The organism is Caulobacter sp. (assembly GCF_049283275.1).
Lineage (GTDB): Bacteria > Pseudomonadota > Alphaproteobacteria > Caulobacterales > Caulobacteraceae > Caulobacter.
This window is the reverse complement of record NZ_JBAPVS010000296.1, coordinates 1-17,910: the sequence shown is the minus strand read 5'-3', so window position 1 is coordinate 17,910 and position 17,910 is coordinate 1. Positions and strand designations below refer to the sequence as shown.

Sequence of the window (17,910 nt, the reverse complement as noted above, 5' to 3'; positions counted from 1 at the left end):
GCAACCTCCCAATCTACAAACTTTCTCTGTGAGATTTTCGGATCATGACCGAACGTACCTTCTCGATCATCAAGCCTGACGCCACGCGTCGCAACCTGACGGGCAAGATCAACGCCGTCATCGAAGAAGCCGGTCTGCGCATCGTGGCCCAGCGCCGCGTCAAGCTGAGCGACGCTCAAGCCAAGAAGTTCTACGAAGTCCACGCCGAGCGCCCGTTCTACGGTGAGCTGGTCGCCCAGATGACCGCCGAGCCGGTTGTCGTCCAGGTTCTGGAAGGCCCCAACGCCGTCCTGAAGTACCGCGAAGTGATGGGCGCCACGAACCCGGAAAACGCCGACGCCGGCACGATCCGCAAGCTGTTCGCCCTGTCGATCGGCGAGAACTCGGTCCACGGTTCGGACAGCCTCGAGAACGCGGCCATCGAAATCGCCCAGTTCTTCAAGGACGAAGAGATCGTTGGCTAAGGCTTTTCGCCTTACCGATCGCAAGAGGCCGGCGGAGCGATCCGCCGGCCTTTTCGTTTGGGCGGTCGCAGGAGCGCTGGCAGGATCAATCTCCCGGTTCTAGCTTTAGGCCAAGACGCTCGGCGCGGTCGCCGGCGCCAAGGCAAGCAGGGAGAGCGTCATGCCCGTCATCACCGAAAGCCCGCCGTTCGTCATCGATCCCGGCGCAGGGGCCCTGCCGGCCTACCCGGAGAACACGATCCTGGTTGACGGGCGGGCGGTCAGCGTCTGGCAGGAAACCGCCGGCGGCGATGTTGACGTCAAGGCCAAGATCCTGAATGCGGACGGATCAGTTTCCGTGCCGGAGTTCACGCTCAGCTCGACCACGGTCGGGAACCAGTTCTGGCCGGTGGTGGCGGGCCTCGCCAACGGCGGCTTCGTGGCGATCTGGTGGGATCAGGACAGCCAGCTGATCCGCAGCCAGGCCTTCAGCGCCGCTGGAACGACGGTCGGCGGTGAAACATCGGTGCGCAGCGTCGCTGGGAATCCCGAGGCGGTCGCCCTCGCCCTGACCGGCGGCAACTATGTCCTCGGCTCCAATTCCGGCTGGCAGGTGTTCGCGCCGAACGGTCTGGCCGTCACCCCCCTGACGACCGCCGGAGACGGCCGCCAGATCGTCGCCCTGAACGATGGGGGATTCGGCGTGGTCAGCCTCGGCGCCGACATCTATCTCCAGACCTACTCGGCCTCGGGCGTGGCGGGTGCGGCGATCACCCTGATCGATCTTCCGTCCACGCCGGCCGATCCCGACCAGCCCACGACCGCCTATACCGATTTCCAGGTGGTGCAGCAGGCCGACGGCGGCTTCTCGGTGGCCTACATCGCCACGACCACCATCCGGCATCTGCCGCCGTACTTCAGCATCAGGCTCGACACGATCTCGGCGTCTGGCCAGCCCCTGTCGACAAGCACTCTGGTGGCCTTTCCGAACTTCGAGACGCCCCATCTGGACTTCCAGCTGGCGACCAACGGCGTCAACACGCTGATCCACTACACCGACGCCCAGGGCGAACACCTGGACTCGTTCCAAGGCAGCCAGCGCATCTCTCTCGACGCCCAGGCGGCCGGTCAGATCAGCTGGGGGGGCGAGAACGACATCACCGCCCTGCACGATGGCGGCTTCCTGATCACCTCGACCCACAACGCGGGAGTCGTCCAGGGGCAGATCATCACCCTGCAACCCGATCCCGGCGACGCGGTCTACGGCACGGAAGGGGCGGACGTCCTGACCGGTACGAGCGACGCCAACCTCATCCACGGCGCCGGGGGGAACGACGTCATCATCGGCAACGGCGGCGTCGACGATCTCTTCGGCGACGATGGCGACGACCTGCTGGTGTCCGGGCCGGGCGCCAGCTCCCTGTATGGCGGGAATGGCGACGACACCTACGAGATCGTCGACAGCGCGACCTACGTGATCGAAAACCCAGCCAAGGGCTATGACGCGATCCACACCAGCGTCGACCTGACCCTGCCCGACAATGTCGAGGCGCTGGTCCTGACGGACGGCGCGGTGAACGGGGCCGGCAACGCCCTGGACAACGTGCTGACCGGCAACGCCCTGGACAACAACCTCCAGGGCCTGGACGGCAACGACACGCTGTATGGCGGCGACGGCCAGGACCAGCTCTACGCCGGAGCCGGCGACGACCTCGTCCATGGCCAATCGGGGAACGACCAAATTTACGGCTGGATCGGCGCGGACCTCGTCATGGGCGGAAGCGGGAACGACGCCGTCTATGGCGAAGACGGCGCCGACACCCTGTTCGGCGAGGATGGCGTCGACGCCCTCTACGGCGGGACGGGGAACGACTTCCTGGCCGGCCAGGAAGGCGCCGACGCCCTGTGGGGAGAGGCCGGCGAGGACTTCCTCTACGGCGGCGCGGGCGCGGATCAATTGATCGGCCAGGCGGGGGCGGACGTATTCTACTACGGTGACATGACCGAGGGCGGCGACAACATCATCGACTTCAACAGCGCCGACGGTGATCGGATCATCGTCAACGGGGCCGCGTTCGGAGCCCCGGCGGGGTTTCAGCTGACCCCGGGTCTCGGCTTCCTGTCTGGACCCGGCGTCACCCCGACCGCCGCGACGGCCACCTTCTACTACGACACCACCAGCCACGCTCTTTGGTACGACATCGACGGCGTCGGCGCCGGCCAGGGGGTTCTGATCGCCCAGATGGCCAGCAACCCCACACTGCACGCGTCGGACTTCATCTTCGTTTGATGGCCTGATTGGCGGCAAGCGTCCTATCGACACTTCGTCGGAGGTCTAGGCCCGCTTCAAGATTTTGAGTGACAGGACACGCTCGGACCGACGACGATCACGGTCGTCATCGGGAGCCGCGCCATGAAGGACTATCGCCGCCGCGACGTCGCCCTGGCGGTGGGCCTGTCGGGCGTCGCCGGCTATGTCGACGCCATCGGCTTTCTCAAGCTGGGCGGGTTCTTCGTCTCGTTCATGAGCGGCAACTCCACCCGGCTGGGCGTGGGCATCGCCACGGGGCAGTGGGCGATGGCCCGTACGGCCCTGGCGCTGATCGGGCTGTTCGTCGTCGGCGTGGTGTTGGGGGCGCTCGTCGTGCGCAAGGCGGGCGAGGGGCGGCGATCGGTGATCCTGGCGCTGGAGGCCGGGCTGCTGACCGCCGCCGCCGGACTGATCTCCTGCGGCTTCGACACGGCGGGCGTCGCGGCCATGGTCCTGGCCATGGGCGCCGAGAACGCGGTGTTCCAGCGCGACGGCGATGTCGGGGTGGGGCTGACCTACATGACCGGGGCCCTGGTCAAGACCGGACAGCGGATCGCCGCGGCCCTGACCGGCGGCGATCGCTGGGCCTGGGGGCCCTATGCGCTGCTGTGGGCCGGACTGAGCCTGGGCGGCGCCCTGGGCGCGGGCGCCTATCTGCGGGTCGGCGTCCTGGCCCTGTGGGCGGCGGCGGCGCTGGTCGCGCTCCTGGCCGCCGTCAAGGCCTGGCGGGAATGGACGAACGCCTGACGCCTCACCCCGTCGGGGCCTTGGCCGCCTCGGCGGCGCGCAGCAGGCGCAGGACGTTGCCGCTCCAGATCTTCTCCAGGTCGGCCGGGGTGTAGCCCTCGGCCAGCAGGGCCTGGGAGATCTTCCAGTAGTCCGAGGCGTCGTTGAGGCCCGTCACGCCGCCGCCGCCGTCGAAGTCGATGCCGATGCCCACGTGATCGACCCCAGCCACCTTCAGGGCGTGGTTGAGGTGGTTCATGAAGTCCTGGAAGGTCGCCTTGGTCATCGGCCACTTGGCGTCGATGGCGTTGCGCTCGGCCATGAAGGCGGCGCGCTGCTCTTCGGTCATCTTGTTGCGCGCCCCGACCTTGGCCATCAGGGCGGCCATGGCGGCTTCGCGGTCGGGGTTCTTGGGCGTGTCGATCAGATAGCTGGAATAGGCGTCGATCTGGATCACTCCGCCGCTGTCGGCCAGAGCCTTGATGCGGGCGTCATCGACGTTGCGGGGATGGTCGAACACCCCCTTGCAGCCCGAATGGGTCAGGATCACCGGGGTCTTGGACAGGGCGATCAGCTGGTCCAGCACCGCGTCGGACGAGTGCGAGCCGTCCAGCACCACGCCCAGGCGGTTGGCCTCGGCCACGAACGACTTTCCGAGCGGCGACAGGCCATTCCATTCCGGCTTGTCGGTGGCGCTGTCGGCCATGTCGTTGTTCTTGAAATGCGCCAGCCCCGAGATCCGTACGCCCAAGGCGTAGAAGCTGGACAGCAGGGTGACGTCGCCGTCCATCGGATAGCTGTTCTCGACGCTCATGAAGACCACCCGCTTGCCTTGAGCGGCGATCCTGGCGGCGTCGTCGGCCTTCAGCGCCATGCCGAACTTGTCGCCGTGCTTGGCGACCATCTCGCGGATCTCGACCCCGCGGATCAGGGCGCCGTCGCGCGCGGCGCGGGTGGCCTCGGGCGTGCGCGGGCCCTGGGGCGTGTAGATGGCGAAGAAGCCGCCATCCAGACCGCCCTCGACCATGCGCGGATAGTCGATCTGCGAGCCGTCCTTGGCCGTGTCGTGGCGATCCAGGATGTCCCAGCCAGGGCGGCTGAAATGAGCCGGGGTGTCCAGGTGGGTGTCGAGGGTCAGCAGGCCCTCGTGGATCTTGCGGACCGAGGCGGCGGTTTCGGCGGCCCGGGCTGAAGAGGGGGGCGAGGACGTGGCGAGGGCCAGGGCCGAGACGGCGGCCAGGAGCAGGGTGCGGGTCATGCGGATACTCTGAAACTGTCCGGCCGGCCCCTTTCGAGACCGGCCGGATCGTTGACCTAGAAGTCGGCGGAGAGGGTGAACTGGATCGTGCGGTGCGAACCGGGCCGGAAGCTGGCCGGGGTGTTCACCGTGGTGCTGATCGTGCCCAGATAGTCCTTGTCGAAGATGTTATCGACATTGACCCGCGCCTTGATCTGCTCGAACGGACCCGCCCCGAACCCGTCGCCCAGGTCGAGATAGGCGTTGACGATGGTGTAGCCCTTGGTGGTCTCGTTATTGACGAAGTTGGTGAAGCGGTCGTCGATGTGGCGGGCCGAAACATTGAAGACGAACCCGTCCGTCGGTTCGACCGTCACCCCGCCCTGGAACAGCCATTCGGGGAAGTCCGGCACCGACTTGCCCTTCATCGCCAGGGTGACCGGCGTCGCCGTCGCGCTGGAGCGGTAGCCTGGGACGTCGTCCTGGAACTCCGACTTGTTGTACGAGGCGTTGGCGTTGAAATAGATCTTGCCGCCCAGCAGGTTCGGCTTCCACTGGCCGCTGAACTCGACGCCCTGGGCGTCGACCGCCCCGACGTTCTGGAAGAAGCTCTCGACCGCGCCGCCGCCGCCCGGCACCTCGGTGTTGAACTGCTGCAGACGGTTCTTGAAGGTGGTCTTGTAGGCCACGACCGAGGCGTTGAAGGTCGGGCGGTTGGCGCGATAGCCCAGTTCCAGGTTCTTCGAGGTCTCCGGCTTGGGTCCGGCCACCGTCGGACTGGCGGCCGAGAACACGTCGTCGGCGCCGCGGGGCAGGGCCATGTTTTCCGAATAGGACGAGAAGATCTGGTCGCGGCTGTTAAGGTTGTAGACCACCCCGACCTGCGGCAGGAAGTTGTCCTTCCAGTTATCCTTGATCGTCGGCTGCCGCAGATTGATATAGTCGGCCGGATTGCGGTAGCCGCTGATCTTGTAGTCGATGTCGGTGGACTTGAAGCCCAGCTCGACCTTCAGCTTGTCGTCGACCAGGCTCAGCGTATCCTTGACGAAGATCTGCGTGGTCTGACGGGTTGAGACGTAGTTGCGCTGCAGGTGAACCGGTTCGTTCAGCAGCGGCGCCCCGTCGGGATTGCCGTCCAGGACGTTGTAGCGCGCCTGGGTGCGGTGATAGTCGTCGTCCTCGAGCCAGAGGCCGGCCTCGAAGGTGTTGAAGCCGACGCGCCACTCGCCCTTCGCCGTGATCCCCTTGCGCGTGCCGTCGATGCCCGACAGGCCGTACTGGATGCCCTTGGGCGCGGTCAGGCCCGCGACCTTGCCCAGTTCGGCCTCGTAGCTGGCCCGCGAGGTGGCCCAAGCTTCGGGCGAGACGCCGTAGCCCGACTTGTCCTCGTAATAGGCGGTCGTGGTGAAGTCGATCGCGTCGGTGACCGGGGTGTTCAGGGTCAGGCCGTAGAGGTGGTCCTTCCGCTTGTTGACCGCAAACTTGTAGTACTGGGCATGGCCGACGTTGGAATAGGTCGGCCCTGTCAGGCCATTGTAGACGGCCGGCGCCAAGCCGGCCGGCACATATCCCAGATAGGCGAAGTCGCGACCCTTGCGGCCGAACGCATCGTTGGCCGTGCCTGCGTACTGAGCCTTGGTGATCGAGGGGCTGTCGAAGTCGTAGTAGTCGTTGTGAACGGTCTGGAAGCTGAGGTCGCCGCCGTTGGGCAGGTCGTAGCGCAGCTTGCCTTCATAGTGCTTGCGATCGATCGTGCCCGGGCCGCGCCACAGGTCGCCCTTGATCCACGAGCCGCTGACATAGCCCGACAGCGGGCCGACCTTGCCCGACTCCAGGCGCAGGAAGCCGCGCTTGAGGGCGTCGCTTCCGAGCGTGAAGCTGGCCGAGCCGCCTGCGGTCTCCGACGGCTTCTGGGTGAAGTAGTCGACAATCGGGCCCAGCGAGGCGTAGCTGGGCAGCGAGACGTCGCCGGCCCCGGCCGAAGCGGTCACCCGCAGCAGGTTCTCGTTGTCGACATAGCGATAGATCGGGCTGCCGCCGAACTGGTCGCTGCGGCCCATCGGGATGTTGTCCAGCAGGAAGCCGATCTGCTGGAAGTTGAAGGCCCGCACCGAGACCGAGTTGCCGAACTCGTACATGCCCAGGGCGTCGTTGGCCTGGACGTTGAAGCCGGGCAGGCTCTCCAGCATCTTCAGGCCGGTGACGCCGGCCGGCGCCGACAGCAGCGCCTCGCGGGTGATCGAGACCGTGGCGGTGGCGTGGTCGGTGCCGATGGCGACGCTGGCCTCGGACACCCGGGACCCGGTGACGACCAGTTCTTCGACGGTCGAGGTCTCCTGGGCGAGGGCGGGCGTGGCGCCGCCAAGCACCGAAGCGGCCAGCAGCAGGGCCCGGAAGTGGCGTGAAGCCGGTGAAAGACGCGTGTTCGTCATGATTATCCCCAATCTTTTGACTGAGGCTAAGCTCGACGGTCCGCCCATTTCGGTAAACTTAGAAAGACTCTTGGACTTGCAAATGTATATGCACGGTCAAAATTGGCGCATTCATGTATAAATTATGACCATTGATCATATACTATATTTATACTCACAAACGATTTCGGCGCGATAGTTACGGAAACTATCACGCAAAACCTCTTTGCATTCGAAACAACGATATCCGATTTGAGATTCAGGTCATGAAGGTCCACGCGAGGGTCGTGGCGAACCGTGATGGCTCGCCTTCCGCACCCCCGCTGTCCTTGGCGCCTGAGAGATTCAGCACCCTCGTCCCATAGACGAACAGGCGCTTTGCTCCTTCGGCGAGGGCGCACGCAGACGCGCCCTGCTTTCCAGCGTTTCGAGGCCGTCGCGGTCCTTTTGCTTGAGCGTTTCCGGGGCGGTTTCGCCTTCAGCGCCGGGCCTGAGCCCGATCTCTCCCGCGAGAGCGTGGCTATTCAGATCCGCAACCGATGTTGCGTCAATTCACGAGGGGGCTTGGCGGTCGCGTCCGATCGAGGCGCCGTCTCGAAACGCAACCCGCGCCGCTTTTCGCGGCGCCCAGCGCGCGCGAGTTCGTCCTGGTGCAAGTTCGGCCGTCAGAGGTCCTGAACGAACGCCGCCAGGGTCGCCGGATAGAGCCTGTGCTCCTGTTCCAGGACGCGATCGCTCAGCATGTGCTCGGTGTCGCCCGGCAGGATCGGCACGCGGGCCTGGCCCAGGACTGGGCCTTCGTCGACGCCGGCGGTGACCAGGTGGACGGTGCATCCGGCCTCGACCTCGCCGGCGCTCAGGGCGCGGCCGTGGGTGTCCAGACCCGGATAGGCGGGCAGCAGGGACGGGTGGATGTTCAGCATCCGGCCCTCCCAGGCGTTCACCAGGAACGGCGTCAGGATGCGCATGTAGCCGGCCAGGGCCACGACCTGGACGCCGCGTTCTCGCAGGGCCGCGTCGATGGCCCGCTCGTGGGCCTCTCGATCCTTGCCGTAGGGCTTCTGGTCGACGGCCAGGGTTTCGATCCCGGCAGCGGCGGCCGTGACCAGCCCGCCGGCCTCGGGCTTGTTCGACACCACCAGGGCGATCTCGAACGGGCAGGCGGGATCCTGGGCGGCCCGGACCAGGGCCTCCATGTTGGAGCCCCGGCCGGAGATCAGGACGGCGACCTTGGTTTTCGAAGTCATGCGGAAAGCTCCGTGGGGCCGCCCTCGTCCTTCGACAGGCTCAGGATGAGGGCTACCGGAGATGCCGGCTGCTGGAAGCCTGAATTGAAATCCTCATCCTGAGCTTGTCGAAGGACGAGGATTTCACGCAAGGCCTACGCCGCGACCAGCTGGCCGCAGATGAAGGCGTCCTCGTCGGCGTTCAGCAAGGCGGCCAGCACCGGTTCGGCGTCCGAAGCGGCGACCACCAGGATGAAGCCGATCCCGCAGTTGAAGGTGCGGCGCAGCTCGTGGTCCGAAATGCCGCCTTCGCGCTGCAGCCAGTCGAAGACCGGGGGCAGGGGCCAGGCGTTCCAGTCGAACTCGGGGACCAGGCCCTCGGCGATGCAGCGCGGCGGGTTCTCGATCAGGCCGCCGCCGGTGATGTGGGCGCCGCCCTTGACCCGGCCCGACTGCAGCAGGGGCAGGATCGACTTCACATAGATGCGGGTCGGGGCCATCAGCGCCTCGGCCAGGGTCTGGCCCTCGGCGAACGGGGCGGGGGCGTCCCAGGCCAGGCCCGAGCGCTCGACCACGCGGCGCACCAGGCTGTAGCCGTTCGAGTGCGGGCCCGACGAGCCGATGCCGATGATGACGTCGCCGGCCCTTTGCTTGTCCAGCTTGGGCAACACGCCGTCGCGCTCGACCGCGCCGACCGAGAAGCCGGCCAGATCGTATTCGCCGTCGCTGTACATGCCGGGCATTTCGGCGGTCTCGCCGCCCACCAGGGCCGCGCCGGCCAGCTTGCAGCCTTCGGCGATGCCGGCGACCACGCTCTTGGCGACCTCCAGGTCCAGCTTGCCGGTGGCAAAGTAGTCGAGGAACAGCAGGGGCTCGGCGCCCTGGGCCAGCAGGTCGTTGACGCACATGGCCACCAGGTCGATGCCGACCGTGCCGTGCATCTTGGCATCGATGGCGATGCGCAGCTTGGTGCCGACGCCGTCGGTGGTCGAGACCAGCAGCGGGTCGTCGTAGCCGGCCGCCTTCAGGTCGAACAGGGCGCCGAAGCCGCCCAGCCCGCCGTCCGCGCCGGGGCGGCGCGTGGCCTTGGCCAGGGGCTTGATCGCCTCGACCAGGGCGGCGCCCGCATCGATATCGACGCCGGCCTGGGCGTAGGTGAGGCCGTTCTGGGGGTCGCTCATGCGTTCGCTCTGGCTCGAAGACGGCCAACGGGCCGTTTTTGAAAGGAAACTTGCCGCACACCTCAAGCTTGTGCTTGCAGACTCGGGGGTGCGCGAGGCTATTAGCAGCCGATGACGACGATCACCACTACCGCCGCGCTGGCGGCGTTCTGTAATGAGCTGAAGGGCCAGCCCTTCATCGCGGTGGACACCGAGTTCATGCGCGAAACCACCTACTGGCCCAAGCTGTGCTTGATCCAGGTGGCTTCTCCGGACATCGAGGCCTGCATCGACCCGCTGGCCGATGGCATGGACCTGGAGCCGCTGCTCGAGATCCTGCGCGATCCCTCGGTCCTGAAGGTGTTCCACGCCGCTCGCCAGGACGTCGAGATCTTCAACAATCTCAACGCCATGCCCACCCCGTTGTTCGACACCCAGGTGGCCGGCATGGCCGCCGGGTTCGGCGAACAGATCGCCTATGACGCCCTGGTCCGCCAGATGCTGAAGATCGAGCTGGACAAGTCCAGCCGCTTCACCGACTGGGCCCGCCGTCCGCTGAGCGACGCCCAGCTGACCTACGCCGTGGCCGACGTGACCCACCTGGCCACCCTGTTCCCCATCCTGCGCGACCGCCTGGACAAGGCCGGCCGTCTGGCCTGGGTGGAAGAGGAGATGAAGGCGCTCAACGATCCGGCCGCCTACGACGTTGATCCGGAAAAGGCCTGGCGCCGCCTGCGTCCGCGCAAGACCGCCGCCAAGTACCTGGCGGTGTTCAAGGCCGTGGCCGCCTGGCGCGAACGCACCGCCCAGACCCGCGACCAGCCGCGCGGCCGCATCCTCAAGGACGAGGCCATCGACGAGCTGGCGACCCAGGCCCCGACCTCGCTGGAGGGCCTCAACACCCTGCGCAGCGTGCCCAAGGGCTTCGGCGGCTCCAAGTTCGGTCCCGACCTGTTGGCCGCCATCAAGGCCGCCCTGGCCGACCCGGAAGGCTATGCGCCGGTGCTGGAAAAGTCCGGTCCGCCGCCGCCCGCCTCGGCCGGCGCGGTCGTCGAACTGCTGAAGGTGCTGCTGAAGGCCCGGGCCGAGGAAGCCGGCGTGGCCTCCAAGCTGATCGCCACGGTCTCGGACCTGGAAAAGATCGCCGCCGACGATGAAGCCAACACGCCGGCCTTGCAGGGCTGGCGTCTGGAGGCCTTCGGTTCGGACGCCCTGAAGATCAAGCGCGGCGAGCTGGCCCTGGTGCTGGACGGCGCCCGCGTGCGGGTCGTCGAAGTCCGCCGCGCGGCTCCCAAGCCGGACTAGCCCACAAAGATCAGGCCGCGCCGCGCTCCATCGCCGCGGCGATGGCCTCGATCAGCTTGCCGGCGTCCACCGGCTTGGCGACCACGCCGTCCATGCCGGCCTGGGCGTATTCGGCCACCTGATGGCTCATGACATTGGCCGACAGGGCCAGGATCGGGGTCGGGGAGAGGTGGTGGGCGCTCTCGCACTCGCGGATCGCCCGCGCGGCCTCGACCCCGTTCATCACCGGCATCTGCACGTCCATCAGGATCAGGTCGAAGTCGTCGGCATGGAAGGCGTCCAGCGCCTCGCGGCCGTTGGCCACGGTGTGGAGCTTCACGCCGGTCGGCTCGAGCAGGGCGCGCAGGATGAACTGGTTGGTGGCGTTGTCCTCGGCCGCCAGGATGCGCAGCGACCGGATGTCGCCCTCGCTGGGCGCGGGATCCGGATGGTCCGCCGCGTCGGCCCGCACGAACGGCAGCCGAAAGCTGAACGTCGAGCCCTTGCCAGGCGCGCTGTCCATGCGCAGCGTCCCGCCCATCCGCTCGACCAGCTCGCGCGAGATCGCCAGGCCCAGACCCGTGCCGCCGAAGCGACGGGTCGTGGAGCTGTCGGCCTGGACGAACTTCTCGAACAGGGCGGCGATGCGCTCGGGCGCGATGCCGATGCCCGTGTCGGTCAGGGTGAAGCTCAGGCCCGGGGAGGCGGCCTCCACGCTCAGCCGGATCCGCCCCCCGAGCGTGAACTTCACGGCGTTGGACGCCAGGTTCGACAGCACTTGGCGCAGGCGCACGCTGTCGCCGCACCACGCGCCTTCAGCGTCGGGCGCGATCTCGGTGACGAAGTCCACGTCCTTCTGGGCCGCCAGCAGGGCGAAGGGGCGGCAGGCGGCGGCCACCGTCTGGGCCAGGTCGAAGACGTGGTCGTCCAGCTCGAAATGGCCGGACTCGATCTTGGATAGGTCCAGCACGTCGTTGAGGATGGCGAGCAGGGTCTCGCCGCTGTCGCGGATGATCTTCAGGTGCTCGCGATGCGGAGAGCCCAGGTCGCTCTGCTCCATCACCTGGGCCATGCCCAGCACCCCGTTCAGGGGCGTGCGGATCTCATGGCTCATATTGGCCAGGAACTGCGACTTGGCGAGGCTGGCGCTCTGGGCGCGGTCGCGGGCCTCGACCACCTCGGCCAGGGCCGCCTTCTCGCCGGCCTCCGAGGCGTCCAGTTCGTGCAGCACCTGGCGGATGCGCAGGGCCAGGGCCAGACCGGCGACGATCAGCAGCAGGACGCCCGGCAAGACCAGGGGCGCGGCCTGGCGGACAGCTTCCAGGCCCGGCTGCTTGGGCGACCAGGCCAGCCAGCTCACGGGCTTGCCGTCGGAGCCGCGCAGGGCGACCGCCGCGGCGCCGTTCGGTGGGGTCGGGACCAGGCGCGGCTGGCGGATATGCATCTCGCTGGCGAGCGCGGGCAGCAGGTGCCGGTCGAGCCGCCGGGCGCAGAGCGCGATCATCGCCGGGGTCTTGCGACGCGGCCGTCCGGCCGTTTCCGGTGAGATGGTCGAAACGGCGACCAGATAGATCCGTCCGTCCACCGAGACGATCCCATGGGCCGTCTCGGCCACCGTGGCGGCGGTCGGATCAGTCGGCTTTGGGGCGAGATGAGCGAGCCGCTCCTGGCGACGGACGCTGGCGATCAGAGGCGCGATCGCGGCGACCATCTTGGCCTGGCTTTCGGGCGTCGTGCGCGCCTGTTCCAACCACGCGTAAAAGGGCCTGCCGGCGGAATCCAGGATGACGGACAGGTCGTCGCCGCGGTTATTGGCGTAGTAGGAGCCGATTTCGGCGTCCATCCAGGCCGGGTCCACACCCGGGCGGACGATGTCGAAGGCCTGGTTCCAGACCGCGGCGGAGGCGACATCGCTATCCATTCGGTCGAGGGCGCGCTCAAGAGCCTGCTCGACGACGACGCGCTCTTCGCGAGCCTGCAGACGGTCGACGGAGACGGCGGCGAAGGCCAGCAGGGCGCAGCCGCCCAAGACGACGATCGTCACGACGATCGCCCCCAAGGTCAGCAGGCTGCGCACCGCGCGGCGTCCCGCCGGCAGGCCGTTCAAGATGCCATTCCCCCTGCCCATAGCCCCCCATTTGCATGCGCGCGTGTTGAAACGGTAAAGGTCGCGCCGCTTCGTAACACCGTTCGATCAGACCTGTTTCAAGCTTCTACGGCTTGATGTGTGGGATGAGGTTGCTCGCCGCCAAGGCCAAGGAGCCCAGGATCACGGCGTGGAAGATCAAGCCGACCATCACGGTGCGCTTGACCGACCAGCCGGCTTCGGCCGCGAACGCCTGGGCCAGATCGTTCTGCAGGCGGCGGGCCGGGCCGACGACGGACACGTCGCTTTCGTTGGCGAGTCTCAGCCTGGACCGCTCAAGCGGCGCAGAAGAGACAACGATAGGGTCTTCGACGTATTCGACTTCGACGATCCGCTGCTTCTGCATGGATGAGCTCCCTTTGAATGGCGGAGCTTGCGACGCCCGTGGATAACAAACCGTGCGTCATCGAGCGGCGTTCAGTGCGGCGGGGTGTCGCGGGGGCGCTCCAAAAGAAAAGGCCGGCTCCTTTCGGAACCGGCCCCATCTCTCGTAACGGTCGCTTCGCTTAGTATTGGAAGCGGACGCCCACCTTGAAGGTCCGACCGATCAGGCCGGGATAGTGGAAGGCGCTCAGGTAGTTCGGGTTGGACGTATAGGCGCCCGGCGCGACCGGGGCCTTTTCGGCGAAGAGGTTACCGATGTTGGCATAGAGCTGCACCTGGTCGTTGACCTGGGCGGTGCCGTTCACGTCCACATTGATGAACTTCTTGATGTAGCAGAACTTCTCGCCCATCGCCGCGTCGCCGTTGTTGTACAGGTTGCCCTTGGCGCAGCTGGTGTCCTCATACACGTCGGCGGCGACCTGCTTGATCTTGCCGACATAGTAGGCGGTGGCCGACAGGGTGTACTTGTCGCCGAACTCGAACGTGTTCTGCCAGTTGCCGCGCCAATCGGGCGTACCGTTGCCCGCCGACAGGCCGTTCGGGCCCAGGGTCCCCGCGTACTTCTGCACCTTGCCGTCGGCGGTGTGCAGGTCCGAGTTGAACACGTGGGTGATTTCAAGACGGCTGACCAGGCGAACGCCTTCGGTGACCGGAGCCTTGGCCGTGACGGCGAAGTCGGCGCCCGAGGTGATCTGGTAGTTGGCGTTGACGAACGGGGCGTTGATGATCAGCACCCGCGGCAGAGCCGAGGGGAACAGCGGATCGACGCCGTCGACGACGTTGCACGAATAGCCCGGACCCACGGCCGCGACAGCGGCGCAGGCGTCGGTCTGGTTCGTCTTGCTGTAGTAGGCCGCGCGCGCCTGGGCGAGCAGCGGACCGGCGACGATCAGGCCGTCCTTCTTCACGTTGTAGTAGTCGACCGTCATGCTGAGCCAACGGGTCGGCTCATAGATGGCGCCCGCGGTGAAGCTGCGCGAGATTTCCGGCTTCAGGTCCGGGTTGCCGTTGTAGCCGCCGCCGATCGAGTACTGGCCGGCATAGGGGTTCTTGTTGCCGCCGGTGACCGTGCCGCCGTGAGCGTTCTGGAAGCTGACCGGCGGGGTGTAGTTCGAGAAGCCGGCATATTGCGAGCGCGGGCTGGCTTCGGCGAAGGTCGGGGCGCGGAAGCCTTCGGCATAGGTGCCGCGGAAGGCCAGTTGCTTGATCGGCGTATATTTCACGCCGATCTTCGGCGAGAAGTGGCCGTAGCCTTCGGAGTAGTGGTCGTAACGGCCCGAAACGTTCACTTCAACGTTCTCAAGCACGGGGGCCAGAACTTCGAAGTAGCCGGCCGACACGGTGTGCTTGCCGAACGCCGACGAGGTGGTCAGGGTCCAGGTGTCCAGGCGGGCGTTCTGGTTGTTGTTTTCCAGTTCCTCGCGACGGACCTGGCCGCCGACGGCCAGCTGCATGTCGCCGCCCGGCAGGGTCCACAGGCGCTTGGTGATCGAGCCTTCCAGCGAGACCAGCGACGAGTGCGAGGGCGTGATGATGTCCGGCGAGATCGAATTGCGGACCGCCGCGGTGTTGGCCGACGGGTTCACGAAGTTGTAGGCGCCGGTGTTGATGGCGTGCAGCGTGTTGGCGATGTTCAGATAGCCGTGCTGCTCGAGACGCAGGTTGTCCCGGGCGGCGACGCCGTCCACGCGCCAGTTCCAGTCATCGCCGAAGCTGCCGCTCAGGCCGGCGGTGCCGCGGATGACTTCGTTGGTGCGATCGCTGCTGAACGGGATGTCGCCGAACACGTAGTAGATGCGCGCCGCGCCGTTGGCCGGGTCGTTGGCGTAGGCGGCCGCGAACGGATTGTTCGGGTTCAGGGTGCGGCCGGCGGTGGCCGGATCGGCGCAGTTCACGCCGGTCGGGCAGATCCACACCGGCAGGACCATGCCCGGGTTGTTGGAGGCCACGGAGGCGGGGGCGCCGAACGGCTGGCGAAGACGCGTGTTCTGCGGCTGGCCCTTGATGCTGACGTCGCTGCGCGAGTAGCTGCCGGTGGCGTAGGCTTCGATGTTCTCGCTGAGACGGACGCTCAGGCGGCCGTTGACCGCGTAACGCTTCTGCAGCGGCGCGATCTGGTTGTACATGTCAGCCAGATTGTACTTGCAGCTCGTCCCCTGGGCCGAACCCGAGGCGATGGTGAACGTGCCGTCCGGGCAGTTCAGGTTCAGCGCCTGGTATTGGTTGGTGAACGGAGCGCCGGCGGCGCCCGCCAGCGGGTTGTTCAGGTCGGTCTGGCCAACGCGGGTGACGACGGCGGTCGGCGTGCCGGTGGTCGGCGTCAGGCTGCTGTCGGCAGTGTTGTTGTCGACTCCGCCGATCGGGGTGAGGTCGAGGGTGTTATAGGGGAAGCCGCGGCTGTGGTTCGTGACCCGGCCGTCGGTTTGGTATTCGCCGTTGATATAGACGTTCCAGCCGCTCTTGGCGTAGTCGCCGTAGCCCAGGGTCAGGTCGGCGCGCTTGTGTTCGGCGTCGCTCTTCCAGCTTTGGCCGGCTTCCATGCTGCCGGCGACGCCGACGAAGGTCTTCTTCAGCATCAGGTTCACAACGCCGCCGATGGCGTCGGCGCCGTACGACGACGAGGCGCCGTCCTTCAGAACTTCAATGCGGTCGATCAGGCTGAACGGGATCGAGTTCAGGTCGACATAGGCGTTGTGGCCGTCGTCATTCAGCGGGAAGTTGGCCGAACGCAGGCCGTCGACCAGCACCAGGGTCGACGAGACGCCCAGGCCGCGCAGCGAGACGGCCGAGCCGCCGGCGCTGAAGCCGCCCTGGAAGCCCGTGGGGATCGAGCCGGCGCCGTCGGCCGAGATCGAGCGAATGGCGTCGGCCGCCGTGCTGATGCCGGCGTGAGCCAGGGTCTCGGAGGTCAGGACCGTAACCGGCGAAGGCGTCTCGGTGTCGGTCCGGCGGAACATCGAGCCGGTGACGACGATGGCTTCGACTTCGGTGTCGTCAGCCGGCGCGGCCGGAGCGGTCTGGGCTGCAGCCGAGGTGGCGCCGAGGAGAGCAACAGCGGCGCTGCAGATCATCGTCGACGCCATGAGGCGCGCACGCATAGGCTTAGTGATCAAGATTATGGTCCCCGTTGTTTCTGAACGCCGTCCGACGGTGTTCGATGACCAGCGATCCAGGTTTTCTGAACGCGGTTGCAGGAGGGCTACAGACAATTGGGAATATCGGTCAACAATCATCACATTGCTGAAATGTAACGTCGTTATTTCATTACAAATTGGAAAGTTATTTCCACAACGCTGACGCGTGATTGTCGCCGCTTTTCGATATGCGCAATCACGCTTATCGATAAATTCTGCGCAAAAGTCGAAAATATACAACCTTAGGGTTGTCGCTGCTAAATTGTCACAGTGCGGTAATTTTGAGCTTCAGGCCCAGGAGCGACGCCAAGGCGCCCGCTCTTTTGGCCGTCTGCTCGCCAAGCAGCAGGTCGGCGTAGCCCGGCTCGGCGGTCAGGAGCAGGTCGCCCTTGTCTATGGCGAGTCTCGATCGCGCCAGGAGCGGCGCGCTTCGGCCCGACAGATCGCAGCCCAGCCGGATGGCGGCCCCGACGGCTCGCGCGCGCTTCAACCGGGCGGGCGAGAGCAGCCGCTCCAGGACATCCATCTCCGGCGGGGTGAAGGCGGTGGCGTGGCGCGCGAAGGCCGCGGCCGCCAGGAAGGCGCGCTCGGGATGGGTCTGGCCGGCGATCGGGGCGCGCAGCACCTGCTCGAACACCAGATCGGCGCGATGGTCGGGGTGCAGCCGCGCGCCCAGGTCGGCCAGACGGCAGGCGGCCGAGGCCAAGACGGCGTCGCGCTCGCCGAAGCAGGGCGGCAGCTGGGCCAGGACCGGGGCCAGCCAGGCGTCGAGCGCCGCGCCCAGCTCGTCGGCCACGCCTTGTCGCGCCCCCAACGAGGCGCAGCCCTCGATCAGCGGATCCAGCCGGCGCACGCCCGGCGGCATGGCTTCGAACAGCAGGCCCTCGCGCACGCCGTAGGCCGAGATCTCGATGCGCTTGCAATCCAGGCTCTCGATCAGCTGCTCCAGCACCACGGCGGCGTAGGGCAGGGTCTCCGAGCGCTTCTTGCTCATGCCCTCGATACGCTCGAGCGAGCTTTTCGACTGATGGGCCACCAGCCGCACGGCCTCCAGGGCCTCGGCGCGGCCGATGGTGTACTGGTGGACCACATGCAGCGGGTAGCCGCTCAGGCGCATGTGCAGCAGGGCCATATTGCGCCAGGCGCCGCCGACCGCGTGGAAGACGTCGGTCTTGAAGGCCTCGGCCGCCGGAGCCAGGCGCTGGGCGCAAAGCCGACGCACCTTCTCCAGGTCGAACCCGTCCGGCAGGCCCAGGCTGAACGGGCCCAGCGGCAGGGTGACGCCCAGGCCCGCGCCGGTGGCCTCCAGCCGGATCAGCTCCAGGCTGGCGCCGCCCAGGTCGCCGACCACGCCGGTGGAGTCGGGGGTGCCGGCCAAGACGCCGAGGGCGGCGTAGCGCGCCTCCTCCTCGCCGGTCAGCACCCGCATGCGCAGGCCGGTCTCGTCG

The 17,910-nt window shown here is 66.9% G+C and carries 12 protein-coding genes, 1 pseudogene and 1 riboswitch; of the genes and pseudogenes, 4 read left to right on the top strand and 9 right to left on the bottom strand.

Features of this window, described 5'->3' with window-relative positions; genetic code table 11:
- Nucleotides 1-44: 44 nt before the first annotated feature.
- The 3 genes from ndk (at nucleotide 45) to WAL33_RS16790 (ending at nucleotide 3,501) form a co-directional block, all read left to right on the top strand.
- Nucleotides 45-464 (top strand): nucleoside-diphosphate kinase, encoded by a 420-nt coding sequence (ndk, locus tag WAL33_RS16800; RefSeq protein ID WP_422182668.1) that lies wholly within the window; start codon nucleotides 45-47, stop codon nucleotides 462-464.
- Nucleotides 465-624: 160 nt separating this feature from the next.
- Entirely contained in the window at nucleotides 625-2,733 is a 2,109-nt protein-coding gene (locus WAL33_RS16795; RefSeq protein ID WP_422182667.1) for a calcium-binding protein, read from the top strand.
- Nucleotides 2,734-2,856: 123 nt separating this feature from the next.
- The gene (locus tag WAL33_RS16790; RefSeq protein WP_422182666.1) at nucleotides 2,857-3,501 is read left to right on the top strand and encodes a YoaK family protein; all 645 of its coding nucleotides are present in this window, start codon (nucleotides 2,857-2,859) and stop codon (nucleotides 3,499-3,501) included.
- Nucleotides 3,502-3,505: 4 nt separating this feature from the next.
- On the opposite strand, the gene WAL33_RS16785 is transcribed toward WAL33_RS16790, so the two are convergent.
- From WAL33_RS16785 to purM, 5 genes and pseudogenes are all read right to left on the bottom strand, one after another.
- Nucleotides 3,506-4,738 (bottom strand): dipeptidase, encoded by a 1,233-nt coding sequence (locus tag WAL33_RS16785; protein WP_422182665.1) that lies wholly within the window; start codon nucleotides 4,736-4,738, stop codon nucleotides 3,506-3,508.
- A gap of 56 nt (nucleotides 4,739-4,794) precedes the next feature.
- Entirely contained in the window at nucleotides 4,795-7,149 is a 2,355-nt protein-coding gene (locus WAL33_RS16780) for a TonB-dependent receptor (protein WP_422182664.1), read from the bottom strand.
- Between the two features lie 408 nt (nucleotides 7,150-7,557).
- A riboswitch (glycine riboswitch) is annotated at nucleotides 7,558-7,647 on the bottom strand.
- Nucleotides 7,648-7,793: 146 nt separating this feature from the next.
- Nucleotides 7,794-8,375 (bottom strand): phosphoribosylglycinamide formyltransferase, encoded by a 582-nt coding sequence (gene purN, locus WAL33_RS16775; protein ID WP_422182701.1) that lies wholly within the window; start codon nucleotides 8,373-8,375, stop codon nucleotides 7,794-7,796.
- Between the two features lie 18 nt (nucleotides 8,376-8,393).
- Nucleotides 8,394-8,506 (bottom strand): annotated as a pseudogene (locus WAL33_RS16770) (hypothetical protein); the annotation flags it as partial.
- A gap of 3 nt (nucleotides 8,507-8,509) precedes the next feature.
- The gene (purM, locus tag WAL33_RS16765; protein ID WP_422182663.1) at nucleotides 8,510-9,535 is read right to left on the bottom strand and encodes a phosphoribosylformylglycinamidine cyclo-ligase; all 1,026 of its coding nucleotides are present in this window, start codon (nucleotides 9,533-9,535) and stop codon (nucleotides 8,510-8,512) included.
- A 111-nt stretch (nucleotides 9,536-9,646) separates the two neighbouring features.
- Here purM and rnd point away from each other — a divergent pair, with 111 nt between their 5' ends.
- Nucleotides 9,647-10,819, top strand: coding sequence for a ribonuclease D (gene rnd / locus WAL33_RS16760; protein ID WP_422182662.1), 1,173 nt, complete (start codon nucleotides 9,647-9,649; stop codon nucleotides 10,817-10,819).
- Between the two features lie 10 nt (nucleotides 10,820-10,829).
- Here rnd and WAL33_RS16755 read toward each other — a convergent pair whose 3' ends face one another.
- From WAL33_RS16755 to WAL33_RS16740, 4 genes are all read right to left on the bottom strand, one after another.
- Entirely contained in the window at nucleotides 10,830-12,905 is a 2,076-nt protein-coding gene (locus tag WAL33_RS16755) for an ATP-binding protein (RefSeq protein WP_422182661.1), read from the bottom strand.
- Between the two features lie 106 nt (nucleotides 12,906-13,011).
- Nucleotides 13,012-13,290: a hypothetical protein gene (locus WAL33_RS16750; RefSeq protein WP_422182660.1), complete on the bottom strand. Its 279-nt coding sequence runs from the start codon at nucleotides 13,288-13,290 to the stop codon at nucleotides 13,012-13,014.
- Between the two features lie 160 nt (nucleotides 13,291-13,450).
- Entirely contained in the window at nucleotides 13,451-16,399 is a 2,949-nt protein-coding gene (locus tag WAL33_RS16745) for a TonB-dependent receptor plug domain-containing protein (protein ID WP_422182659.1), read from the bottom strand.
- A gap of 328 nt (nucleotides 16,400-16,727) precedes the next feature.
- Nucleotides 16,728-17,910 (bottom strand): Ppx/GppA family phosphatase (locus WAL33_RS16740; RefSeq protein WP_422182658.1); only part of this gene is annotated, 1,183 nt, incomplete at its 5' end.

Bases quoted from the DNA above. Each gene is read 5' to 3' on its own strand.
- rnd (WP_422182662.1), top strand. From the start codon at position 9,647: ATGACGACGATCACCACTACCGCCGCGCTGGCGGCGTTCTGTAATGAG.
- WAL33_RS16780 (WP_422182664.1), bottom strand. From the start codon at position 7,149: ATGACGAACACGCGTCTTTCACCGGCTTCACGCCACTTCCGGGCCCTG.
- WAL33_RS16750 (WP_422182660.1), bottom strand. From the start codon at position 13,290: ATGCAGAAGCAGCGGATCGTCGAAGTCGAATACGTCGAAGACCCTATC.
- WAL33_RS16790 (WP_422182666.1), top strand. From the start codon at position 2,857: ATGAAGGACTATCGCCGCCGCGACGTCGCCCTGGCGGTGGGCCTGTCG.
- WAL33_RS16795 (WP_422182667.1), top strand. From the start codon at position 625: ATGCCCGTCATCACCGAAAGCCCGCCGTTCGTCATCGATCCCGGCGCA.
- WAL33_RS16745 (WP_422182659.1), bottom strand. From the start codon at position 16,399: ATGATCTGCAGCGCCGCTGTTGCTCTCCTCGGCGCCACCTCGGCTGCA.
- WAL33_RS16785 (WP_422182665.1), bottom strand. From the start codon at position 4,738: ATGACCCGCACCCTGCTCCTGGCCGCCGTCTCGGCCCTGGCCCTCGCC.
- purN (WP_422182701.1), bottom strand. From the start codon at position 8,375: ATGACTTCGAAAACCAAGGTCGCCGTCCTGATCTCCGGCCGGGGCTCC.
- purM (WP_422182663.1), bottom strand. From the start codon at position 9,535: ATGAGCGACCCCCAGAACGGCCTCACCTACGCCCAGGCCGGCGTCGAT.
- ndk (WP_422182668.1), top strand. From the start codon at position 45: ATGACCGAACGTACCTTCTCGATCATCAAGCCTGACGCCACGCGTCGC.